Consider the following 10,850-nt stretch of genomic DNA (forward strand, 5'->3'; position numbering starts at 1 on the left):
GTTCGGAACCCCTGAGTTGGCGGTTCAGCACCCGCGAGTTGGCGAGCTGCACCGTCATCGACAGCGCCGAACCGCCAACTCGGCGGTCCCCAACCGAAGACTCGCGGGTCCCCAACCGTGGACTCGCGGGTCCCGAACCGTGGACTCGCGGGCCGCAGGCCGGGGTTCGCGACCACGGTCAGCAGCTGCCGTGCCATCGGCGGCGTCGACGGGTCGGCCAGTACCGGGCGGACGTCCGCGAGGCTTGCCTCGGGCAGCCGCAGCCGGCCCGGTACGAGGCCCGCCTGGCCGGTCATCAGAACAACCCGCCGATCGTGCCGACCGGGTCGTCGGCGAAGTGCTCGACGCCTTCGGAGAGGTCGTCCCAGCGATTACCGAGGCCGTCGGGGATCTCCGTCATGTCCTCCCATGACTGGTCCCACCACTCGTCGACGCCGGCCAGGACACCCTCCTCGGAGATCGTGTCGACGACCTCGGGCCCGAAGAGGTCGTCAGGAGAGGCCCCGGACCCGTAGTCGAAGACGGTCTCCTCCGCATGGTTCATGTTCCCGATGTCGAAGCCGTCGGACTCGAACAGGTCGCTGAGATCCGGCACCGACGTCATGTCCTCCAGGCTCTGGTCCCACCACTCGTTGACACCGGCCCAGACGCCTTCCTCGGAGATGGTGTCGACGACCTCGGGCCCGAAGAGGTCGTCCAGGGAGGCCTGCAACACGTGGTCGACGGCCATCTCCTCCAGGTGGTCCATGTTTCCGACGTCCAACCCGCGGTCGTCGCCGCCGTTCGTCAACGCGGCCGTCGCCAGCGGGGAGCCCATCGCGATCCCGGCCGTCTCACCCACTTGGGCGGCTTCGGCCAGCGCACCGGCGCACGCTTCGTCGGCGGCCGACGCCATCGTCACCGCCGTGCCCAGCATCCGGTGGACCTCGGCGCCGGTGGCCTTCAGCGCCTCCGCCTCGGCCTCGGTCTGTGAGCTGGGGATCGTGACCGACCCGTCGGGGCCGATGGTCAGCCGCGCGCCGCTCGCCATGTCGTCCGCCCTGGCGACGAGGACCTTCGCCTCGGCGAGCGCGTCACCGAACTTCCTGACCTGTGCCCCGGTCTGTGCGACGACGTCGCCGGACCGCGCGACGTCCTTGCCGACCTGGTCGATGCGCGCGAGGGCGGCCGTGCTCGCCGCACCGCGCCAGGCGTCATCGCCCAGTGGTTGGCGGACCGTCGTGTTCACCCGCTCCTCGGCGTCCTTCAGCCCATCGGAGATCCGGCCGAGGCGTTCGGCCGCACTGAGGATCGGCTCCGGCTTCGCTGTGCGCAACTGTCCAAGATCCATGACGTCGTCCCGCCACCGAACAATGTGCCAGTGCGGAAAAGAGTAGCCGCGTCGCACCGCGGGGTGAGGATTTTCGCGGGAATTGTCAAGCGGCCCCGATGATCGATTTCGGAATTGATCAGGATTTGACCATAACTCTCGGGTGGTCCGCGCATCCGCGAAATCCGGACACCGCTGAACGCAAAGGGGAGTCCCGCCCATGCCGCCTGGGCGGGGCTCTCGTCAGCTGGTGGCGCCGACCGCGTCGACGACCACCGGGTTCGACACCGGCGTGTAGGAGGTGACCGTGCCCGGCGGCACGTCGGGGTTGCCGGGCACGCTGTGTGGCGGCGCCCTACATGGTCGAACCGGGTGAATTCCGGAGGAGAATTCCGCTGGTTGCGACGTTGCTGGCCGCCGAAACGAGCGTCGTGCGGTTGTCCTGGTGTCCGGCGGGATCTAGGCTGACGGCGAGTTTCCGGAGTTCGATTGGCCGACGGATGCCCAGGGGGTGGGCTCTTGTTGGTTCGACCAGTGGCCGGTTTTGGGCCTTCAGTACCAAGTGAGTCCATAGTGGACGGTTCGGTGCCGCTTGTCGGCCGGGGTGCCGCGCTGCGGTCGTTCACGCGTACCGTCGACGCGACCCGTGCCGGCGAGTTCCAGTTCCTCGCCGTGGTCGGCGAACCGGGGGTTGGCAAGACGCGGCTGCTGGGGGAGCTGGCCACGCGCACCGACGGGCTGACCACCTTGTGGGGCCGGGCGGCCGAGTTCGAGCAGATCATGCCGTTCAGCGCGCTCGTCGACGCCCTCGACGACCATCTGGAGTCCGGCTGTGCGCGGTTCGCCGACCGGTTGGGCGCGGCGGAGCGGCGGCTGCTGGGCACCGTGTTCCCCGCGCTGGCGGACGGCGATGGCGACGCGGAGGTGGAGGAGGGCGTCGACCGGACCGGGATCGCGCGCCTCCTGCTGTACCGGGCGTTGCGCGCCCTCATCGACGAACTCGCCGGGCGCAACGGGCTCGCGCTGCTGCTGGACGACGTGCACTGGGCCGACCCCGGCACCGTGGAGTTCCTCGACCACCTCGTGCGCCACCCGCCGCGCGGCCCGGTGCTGGTGGCCGTGGCCTACCGGCCCGCCCAGGCACCTCCCCGGCTCGCCGCGCTGGTGGCCGCCGCCGGTGGTCACCAGGTCACCGTCGGCCCGCTCAGCGCAGAGGAGGTGGCGCAGTTCCTCGGACCCGGCGTCAACGGCGCCCGGGGCCGCGCGCTGTTCGAGGCCAGCGGCGGCAACCCGTTCTACCTGGAGGCGCTGGCGCGCATGCACCGGCTGGAGGGCGCGGAGCTGCCCGCGTCGGTGCGGGCGGTCCTGCAGGTGGAGCTGGGCGACCTGCCGCAGGCGTCGCTGCGGGCGGCCCACGCGGCCGCCGTGGCAGGGGACGAGTTCGGGCCCGCCATGATGGCGGTGGCCGCTGAGATGCCGGAGGCGGCGTCGCTGGAGGCACTGAACGACCTCGTGGCACGCGACATCCTGCGGCCCGCCACGTCGCGCCGGTTCCGGTTCCGTCACCCACTCGTGCGCCAGGCCGCCTACGAGTACGCCGAGGCGGGCTGGCGGCTCGGCGCGCACGCCCGGCTCGCCGAGCATCTCGCCCACGTCGGCGCGCCCGCCATCGTCCAGGCCCACCACGTCGAGCGCTCCTGCTCGTACGGCGACGAACGCGCCGTCGACACCCTGGTGACCGCCGCCCGCGCCGTGGCCGACCACGCGCCGGAGACCTGCGCGCACTGGCTGCGTACCGCGCTCGAGCTGATGCCGGAGGAGCCGCGCACGCTCGAGCGGCGGCTGGAGCTGCTCATGGAGCTGTGCCGCGCGCAGGGGGTGAGCGGGAAGCTGGCCGAGAGCCGGGACTCCGCCCGTGAGCTCCTCGCCCTGCTCCCCGCGGACCAGTACGACCGCCGGGCCAAGGCCGCGCGCATGTGCGCGTTGATGGAACGCCAGCTCGACCGCCCGCACGAGGCAAGGGCCCTGCTGCTCGACGAGCTGAGCCGGATGCCGAACGCGCGGGCCGACGTCGCGATCCCGCTGCGGATGCGGCTGGTGGTGGAAAGCCTGATGCGGGTGGACTTCCGGGCCGCGCAGGCGGTGCTCGACATGATGCCGGACTCCGGCGAGGGCTGGGAGCCCGGCCTCGAGGTCGCGGTCGCCGCACTGCGCCCGATGTCCGCCTATGCCGCGGGCCGGATCAAGGAGGCACTGCGCACCGCCGAAGTGGCGGCACGGCTCATCGACGCGGTCCCCGACAGCCACCTCGCAGAGTGGCTCGACACGATGGCGTGGCTGTGCTGGGCCGACAACTCCCTCGGCCGCTACTCCTTCGCGCTGCGGCACTTCGACCGGTCCGCAGCCCTCGCCAGGTCCACGGGGCAGGCCTACGTACTGACGAACCTCCTCGCGGGCAGGGCGAGGACGCTCATCGCGCTCGGCAGGCTGGCGGCGGCCCTGGAGACGGTGGAGGAGTCGATCGACGGCGCCCGGCTGATCGGGTCCGGGCAGCAGCTGGTGTTCGCGCTCACGCAGCGGTGCCTCGCGCTGGCCTGGTCCGGTGACCACGACGCGGCGCTGGCCGTCGGCGAGGACGCCGTCACGACGGTCGCGGGCAGCCACGAGGTCTGGGGCTACATGGCACAGAACGCCCGTGCCGTCGCCATGGTCGCGGCTGGGCGGCTGGACGAGGGCTTCGACGCGCTCGTGGCCTCCTGCGCCGACTTCCGCAACCCCAAGCTCGACCGCGCCACCCTGCTCGCCACCTGCGAGCTGCTGGCGCAGGTCGAGGTCGCGCGCGGCCGCGACGGCACCAGATGGGCCGACCTGGCCACCCGACTCGACGACCCCGAGCTGCCCGTGTTCACCGGGCTCGTCGCCCTCGCACGCGCACACGTCGTGCGTGCGGCCGACCCCGCCGCCGCGGCCGCGCTGGCCGAGGACGCCGTGCGGCGCCTGTCCGATGGCGGGCGCAGGCTCGATGCCGGGCGCGCGCTGCTCACCGCTGGCCTGGCCCACGCGTCCTCGGACCGCGCCGACCTCGCCCGCGAACGGCTGCGCGAGGCGACCGAGGTGTTCGACGACTGCGGCGCCACCGCGCTGTCCGCGCAGGCGATCCGGGAGCGCAGGCGCCTCGGTGTCCGCGTCCCCGCCCCGGCCACCTCGGCGGGCAACGACAGGGCGCACGGGATGACGCCCCGCGAGCAGGAGGTCGCAAGGCTGGTCGCCAAGGGGCTCACGAACCAGCGGATCGCGGGGGAGCTGTTCCTGAGCGTCCGCACCGTCGAGACCCACCTGTCCCGCGTCTTCGCCAAGCTCGGCGTGACGTCGCGGACCGGGGTCGCCGCCACACTCGCCCGCGAGTCCTGATGCCGGGGCGGATGTACGAGGTTTCCACGATGCCGCGCACCGTCGCGGTTCGCCATGCTGATGGCGCGTTCTGGGGGAGGGGTTCCACATGGGGATGCGGATACCGAGGTACACGCTGGAAGGAGTGACGGGGGCCGAGGTGTCGGTCCATCCGTTCTCGACCGAGGACGGTCTCGGTCTGCAACTGACGAGGTTCCTGGCGTCGGAATCCGACGACGTCGTCCTGCTCGTGCACGGCCTGACACAGTCAAGCGACATGTTCGTGATGCCGGAGCACCACAACCTGGTGAGCTACCTGCACGCGAACGGGTTCCGGGACGTCTGGGCTCTTGACCTTCGCATGAGCACCCGGTTCCCGTACAACGCGGAGACCGGCAGGCACACCCTGGACGACATAGCCGCCTTCGACCACCCCGCCGCCATCCGTGAAATGCGCCGTCACCTGGGGGGACGGCGACTCCACGTGGTGGCGCACTGCATCGGCTCACTGACCTTCCACATGAGCCTGTTCGGCGGGGTGGTCGACGGCATCTCCAGCGTCGTGGCCAACAGCGTCGGTCTGACCCCGAGGGTGCCCGCCTGGTCGCGGCTCAAGCTCACCACCGGGCCCTTCATGCTCGACTACGGTTTCGGCCTGTCCCACCTGGACCCGCGGTTCCACGTGGCGCCACCACTCACCCGCCGCAGCCTTCTTGCCCGCACGGCGTCGCTGTTCCACCGCGAGTGCGATGTGCCGGCCTGCCACCTGCTGAGCTTCATGTGGGGCAGCGGCAACCCGGCGCTGTACGAGCACGAGAACCTCGCGCTCGAGACGCACACGCAGGAACGCCTGACCGACCTGCACGGCGTCGTGGACGTCTCCTACTTCCGGCACCTCGGCAAGATGGTGCGGGCGGGGAAGGCCGTGAAGTTCGACCCGGCCGACCCGGCGCACCGGACCCTGCCCGACGACTACCTCACCGACGTCGAGCGCGTCGAGACACCCGTGCTGTACCTGGCGGGCGACCGCAACCACGTCTTCGCCGACTCCGTGATCGCGGGACACCGGCTCCTGGAGGAGCGCGTGCCAGGCAGGCACGAGCTGGACATCCTCGACGGCTACGGGCACGTCGACCCGTTCATCGGCAAGAACGCGCACATGGACGTGTTCCCGAAGATCGTGGACTTCCTCAAGCGGAACGGGGGTTGAGGCGTCGTGGCACACGAACACACCGACGTCGTGGTCGTCGGTTCCGGTTTCGGCGGCGCGGTCACCGCGTACCGCCTCGCGTCCGCTGGGTTGTCCGTCGTGGTGCTGGAGCGGGGCCGCGCGTACCCGCCGGGCTCGTTTCCACGCAGCCCCAGCGACATGGGCGGCGCCTTCTGGGACCCGGAAGAGGGTCTGCACGGCATGTTCGACGTGTGGAGCTTCACCGGCTGCGACTCGGTGGTCGCGAGCGGGCTCGGCGGCGGCTCGCTCATCTACGCCAACGTGTTGATGCGCAAGGACGAGCACTGGTTCGTGCACGACGAACCGGCCGAGGGCGGCGGCGTCGAGACCTGGCCGGTGACGAGGGCGGACCTCGACCCCCACTACGACGCGGTCGAGCGGATGCTCGGCGCCACGCCCTACCCGTTCTCGCACCCGGCCTACTCCCACACCCCCAAGACCATCGCGTTGCGGGACGCGGCAACGGAACTGGGTCTCGACTGGCGCCTGCCACCACTGGGGATCAGCTTCGCACCCAGCCCCGGCGCGGAACCCGGCCTCGGCCTGCCCATCGTGGAACCGGCCTACGGCAACCTGCACGGGGTGCCGAGGCGGACCTGCCGGCTGTGCGGCGAGTGCGACCTGGGGTGCAACGACGGCGCCAAGAACACCCTCGACCACACCTACCTCTCCGCCGCCGCGCGCCACGGCGCGGACCTGCGCACGCTGCACGAGGCACAGGCGGTCCGGCAACGCGCGGCGGGCGGCTACGCCGTGGACTACGTCCGGCATGGGAGAGACGATGGGGGAACGGCCGAGACGGAGACCATCGAGTGCGACCGGCTCGTCCTCGCCGCGGGCACCCTCGGCACCACACGTCTGCTGATGCGCAGCCGTGACCGGCTGCCGGGGCTCTCCGACACGCTCGGCAGCCGGTTCTCCGGCAACGGCGACGTACTCGCCTTCCTGTTGCGTGCCAAGGACCGCACCCGCACCCGGGAGATCGACGCCAGCCACGGACCCGTGATCACCAGCGCGATCCGCCTGCCGGACGGGCTCGAGGATCCGGCCGCGAAGGGCAGGGGCGCCTACATCCAGGACGGTGGCCACCCCACGTTCGTCGACTGGCTGGCCGAGGGTGCCGACGTGCGGAACAACCTCATGCGGATGTCGAGGTTCGTCATCAACCGGATCTGGGCAACGCTCTCCCGCGACCCGAACCTGTCCTCGGAGATCGCCGACCTGTTCCGGGACTCCGCGCTGTCCGCGAACTCGTTGCCGTTGCTGGGGATGGGCCGGGACGTGCCGGACGGCAGGCTGCGGTTGCGGGACGGGAAGCTGGATGTGCAGTGGAGTGGTTCGGCGAGCGCCGAGCACTTCGAGCGGCTGGAGACGACCATGCGGCGGATCGCGGACGTGCTCGGCGCCGACTACTCCGGGCTGCCCGCGTGGCTGGGGAAGCGGTTCATCACCGTGCACCCGCTCGGCGGCGCGCCCATGGGCCGCCACGAGGACGACGGTGTCTGCGACAGTTACGGCGAGGTCTTCGGCCATCCCGGGCTCTACGTCGCCGACGGCGCCGCCGTGCCGGGCCCGGTGGGGGCGAACCCGTCGCTGACGATCGCCGCGCTGGCCGACCGGATGTCCACGCGGCTGCTGGAGACCCGCGTGACACGGCATGCCGCGCGGACCGGATCGCCAAGCACCGGAGCGGTGACGTCAGCGGTGACGTCGCTGTCGTTCGAGGAGGAGATGGCGGGTGCCGTCGTCGCCGGTGCCACCGATCCGGTGACGGCCGGGGCGGACGGCGACCCGTTGTCGTTCCGGCTCACGATTCACATCGACGACCTCGACACGTTCCTCGCGGAACCCGAGCACCTCGCCTGCGCGCGGGGGTGGGTCGACGGCGCGTGCTGTGGTGGCAGGCAGGCGGTCGAACGCGGCTGGTTCAACCTGTTCGCGCCGGGCAGCGCACCCGGCAGCCGGGTCATGCGCTACCACCTGTGGTTCACCGACGGTGACGGGAACCCCCGCACCCTCAGCGGATGGAAGGACGTCCACGACGGACCCGTCACCCGAATGTGGCGCGCCACGTCCACGCTGTACACCCATGTGCTGCGCGGCCACGTCCTGCCGGATGAGGACGCGGAGGCCGTCGCCGCCGGCACGCTCCGCATCGATCCGAAGGATCTGGTCGCGACACTGGGCAGCTTCCGGGCGCGGGGCCCGCGCCCGGTCGAAGCGGTGGTCCGGTTCGGCAAGTTCTTCGTAGGCGAACTCTGGGGCGCCTACGGGCCGGGGTGACTGGAGCATCCCCGATGATGGCCGGTCGGAGCTGACTGGGGAGGCTCGCTCCGACCGGCCACTCGACGTCCCGCGAACGGTTGGAGGCCGGTCGGTTGCGGGACACCAAGGCCACCGCCGCGAGCGGTGGCCTTGGTCTGTCAGCGCCGCGGCCGTCAGTCCTGCGTGGGTTCGGTGGAGAAGTCCGGTGGCGCGGCCAGGTCGTTGGCGCGGAACAGGACGGCGTGTTCGACACCCATGGCCTTGCCGCTCATCGCGGCGAACATCGGGATGATGTCCTCGGGGGCGGGGTGGTCCGGGAGCGCGGCCAGGTAGGCGGCGTGCGCCCGGAGCGAGGCGACGCCGCTGCGCAGCGGCTCACCGGTGACCTCGACGCCGTGGGTCGCGCCGGAGCCCGCGAGCCCGGGGACGATGTACCAGCGGGCGGAGTGCGGTTCGAGGTCCTCGTCGTCGACCTGCTCCGGGAAGACCCACCGGTTGCCGGCGTCGCGCACCGCGTCGAGCGTCGCGAGCCCGGCCGCGCGGTGGTCGGCCTGGTCGAAGCCGTAGGGCGTCTCGACGTCGAAGCCGGTGCCGAGCACGACGTCGGGCTTGAATCGGCGGATCTCCCGGCAGATGTCGCGGCGCAGGTCGAGGCCGTAGACGAGCACGCCGTCCGGATGGTCGAGGACGGTCAGGTGCCTGACGCCGACGACGTCGCAGGCGGCCCGCTGCTCGGCGACGCGCAGGCGTGCCGTCTCCTCGGGAGGGTTGGGCATGCCGGCCTCACCGTGGGTGAGCAGGAGATAGCCGACCTCGATGCCACGCGCGGTCCAGCGTGCGACGGCCGCGGACGTGCCGTACTCCATGTCGTCGGGGTGCGCGACCACGCACAGCACCCGCTGGAAGGACTCCTCAGGCAGGGCAGGCAGTGTCATACCGGTCATCCTCCCGCATCAGCCGGGTGGGCTCATGGCTATCGTCTGTCGAATGCCGGAGAAAGCGGAGACGTTCGACACCAAGATGGACACCTGGCGCCAATGGCAGGACAGCCCGTGGGGCCGGCTGCGCTATATCCAGGCCGGGGCCAACCTCGCCCGCCACTGCCCCGACCTCGGCGACGGCGCACTGCGGGTGCTCGATCTGGCAGGCGGCGACGGCGGCGACGCTGTTCGGCTGGCCGCCAAGGGCCACCACGTCAGCATCGTCGACCACGCCCCGGCGATGCTGACCGCCGCCAGGCACCGGGCCGCAGAAGCCGGTCTCGCCGACCGCGTCACCTGCATCGAGGCCGACATCGACAACCTGCCTGCCGACATCGTGCGCGGTGGCTACGACCTGGTGCTCTGCCACAACCTGCTCCAGTACACCGACGACATCACCGCGACGCTCGCCGCCGCGCTGGCACCGCTGCGGCCAGGCGGTCTCCTGTCCGTCATCTCCATCAACCGGCACTCCGAGGCGTTGCGCATCGCCATCCAGCACAACGACCCGGCCGCCGCCCGCGCCGCGCTGGATACCAGCCAGGCGCACACCGTCACCTTCGACACCACCATCACCCTGCGCACCGCCGACGAGGTCACGGAGATCCTCGACGAACTCGGCTGTCCGATCATCGGCCACTACGGCATCCGCGGCGTCTGCGACTACATCACCGACCAGGAACGCAAACACGACCCGGAGTTCTTCGCCGAACTCGAACGACTCGAACTGGCTGTCGCCGACCGGCAGCCCTACGTGAACACCGCCAGGTTCTTCCACCTCATAGCTGGTCCCCCCTGGTCCGCCTCCCCGGAATTCAAAAGTGTTGGTTCCGATCCAGCGCAGGCGCCGGACATCGAGGTGGTTGGTGGTTGAGTGCCGTCACGTTCCCCTGAGGTAACTGTTGGTGAGCCACCGACCCTCGCGCAAAGATCCATGGGACAGGCCCTGATGTCGGCCGGTTGCACCTGGTGATCCCTCGAACGGGGTGGGCATGTCGTGCGCACTGAGCTGCAAGGGGTCGCTACCGTTTGCCTGCGCACAGTGTTGGGAACGGATGGGTCGGCGGGGTGCTCTCACGGCGGTATCCGATTCGACCCGAGGAGTTCCGTGTCCACGACCACGCCCGTTCCGCAGTCCATCCGCCGTGCGACGCTCGCCGTGTGGGCGTTGCTCGCGCTACTCGTCCTCCGCACGATCCTGACCTTCGCGTTCCACGACGCTCTCGTCGACGCGTACGTCGGTGACAACGCGCTGCCGAGGGAGCTCGCCGAGGAAAACGCCCCGCGCTACTCCGCGGTGGCGATCGGTGTCCTCATCATCGGTGCCGTCCTCGCCTTCGCCGCGATCAACCTCGCCAAGGGTGCGCGGTGGGCACGCGTCGTCGCCATCGTCTTCGCGGCACTGAGCCTGCTCGGCGTCGTGGTGTCCCTGATCGCGCCGACGATCGCGGTGCTGCTCATCATCAACATCCTCGTTGGACTGCTGGCACTGGCCGTCATCATCCTGCTCAGCACCGGCGACGCAGGCCGCCACTTCGCGAAGAGGTAGCCGGTCAGCCGAGCACATCGGGCAGGGCGAGATACCACGGGTTGACACCGTCTCGGCTGGGCGCTGCGCTTTGGCCGCCGGCCGCCGGCCGCCGGCCGCCGGCCGTCCGCGTCGCCTGCTTCGACG

General features: G+C 70.9%; 8 protein-coding genes. 5 read left to right on the top strand and 3 right to left on the bottom strand.

From position 1 onward, the window contains the following. Together WBA97_RS01175 and WBA97_RS01180 are read right to left on the bottom strand one after the other, a co-directional pair. The coding region (locus tag WBA97_RS01175) for a hypothetical protein (protein ID WP_424228738.1) at positions 1-296 on the bottom strand (296 nt) is incomplete at its 3' end. Continuing rightward, a complete protein-coding gene (locus WBA97_RS01180) occupies positions 296-1,315 on the bottom strand; it encodes a hypothetical protein (RefSeq protein ID WP_424228739.1) in 1,020 nt (339 codons plus the stop codon). The genes WBA97_RS01180 and WBA97_RS01175, both read right to left, overlap by 1 nt. Positions 1,316-1,894: 579 nt before the next feature. Here WBA97_RS01180 and WBA97_RS01185 point away from each other — a divergent pair. From WBA97_RS01185 to WBA97_RS01195, 3 genes are all read left to right on the top strand, one after another. After that, positions 1,895-4,720 (top strand): helix-turn-helix transcriptional regulator, encoded by a 2,826-nt coding sequence (locus WBA97_RS01185; protein ID WP_424228740.1) that lies wholly within the window; start codon positions 1,895-1,897, stop codon positions 4,718-4,720. 88 nt (positions 4,721-4,808) lie between these two features. After that, the gene (locus tag WBA97_RS01190; RefSeq protein WP_424228741.1) at positions 4,809-5,909 is read left to right on the top strand and encodes an alpha/beta hydrolase; all 1,101 of its coding nucleotides are present in this window, start codon (positions 4,809-4,811) and stop codon (positions 5,907-5,909) included. 6 nt (positions 5,910-5,915) lie between these two features. Further along, positions 5,916-8,213: an FAD-dependent oxidoreductase gene (locus tag WBA97_RS01195; protein ID WP_424228742.1), complete on the top strand. Its 2,298-nt coding sequence runs from the start codon at positions 5,916-5,918 to the stop codon at positions 8,211-8,213. A 155-nt stretch (positions 8,214-8,368) separates the two neighbouring features. On the opposite strand, the gene WBA97_RS01200 is transcribed toward WBA97_RS01195, so the two are convergent. Next, a complete protein-coding gene (locus WBA97_RS01200) occupies positions 8,369-9,139 on the bottom strand; it encodes a PIG-L deacetylase family protein (protein WP_424228743.1) in 771 nt (256 codons plus the stop codon). Between the two features lie 43 nt (positions 9,140-9,182). Between WBA97_RS01200 and WBA97_RS01205 the strand changes: the two genes are divergently transcribed. Together WBA97_RS01205 and WBA97_RS01210 are read left to right on the top strand one after the other, a co-directional pair. Continuing rightward, positions 9,183-10,049, top strand: coding sequence for a methyltransferase domain-containing protein (locus WBA97_RS01205; RefSeq protein ID WP_424228744.1), 867 nt, complete (start codon positions 9,183-9,185; stop codon positions 10,047-10,049). A gap of 234 nt (positions 10,050-10,283) precedes the next feature. After that, on the top strand, positions 10,284-10,724 hold the full coding sequence (locus WBA97_RS01210) for a DUF7144 family membrane protein (RefSeq protein WP_424228745.1): 441 nt from the start codon (positions 10,284-10,286) through the stop codon (positions 10,722-10,724). Positions 10,725-10,850: the final 126 nt, after the last annotated feature.

The organism is Actinophytocola sp. (assembly GCF_049647105.1).
Lineage (GTDB): Bacteria > Actinomycetota > Actinomycetes > Mycobacteriales > Pseudonocardiaceae > Actinophytocola.

Bases quoted from the DNA above. Each gene is read 5' to 3' on its own strand.
- WBA97_RS01190 (WP_424228741.1), top strand. From the start codon at position 4,809: ATGGGGATGCGGATACCGAGGTACACGCTGGAAGGAGTGACGGGGGCC.
- WBA97_RS01205 (WP_424228744.1), top strand. From the start codon at position 9,183: ATGCCGGAGAAAGCGGAGACGTTCGACACCAAGATGGACACCTGGCGC.
- WBA97_RS01200 (WP_424228743.1), bottom strand. From the start codon at position 9,139: ATGACCGGTATGACACTGCCTGCCCTGCCTGAGGAGTCCTTCCAGCGG.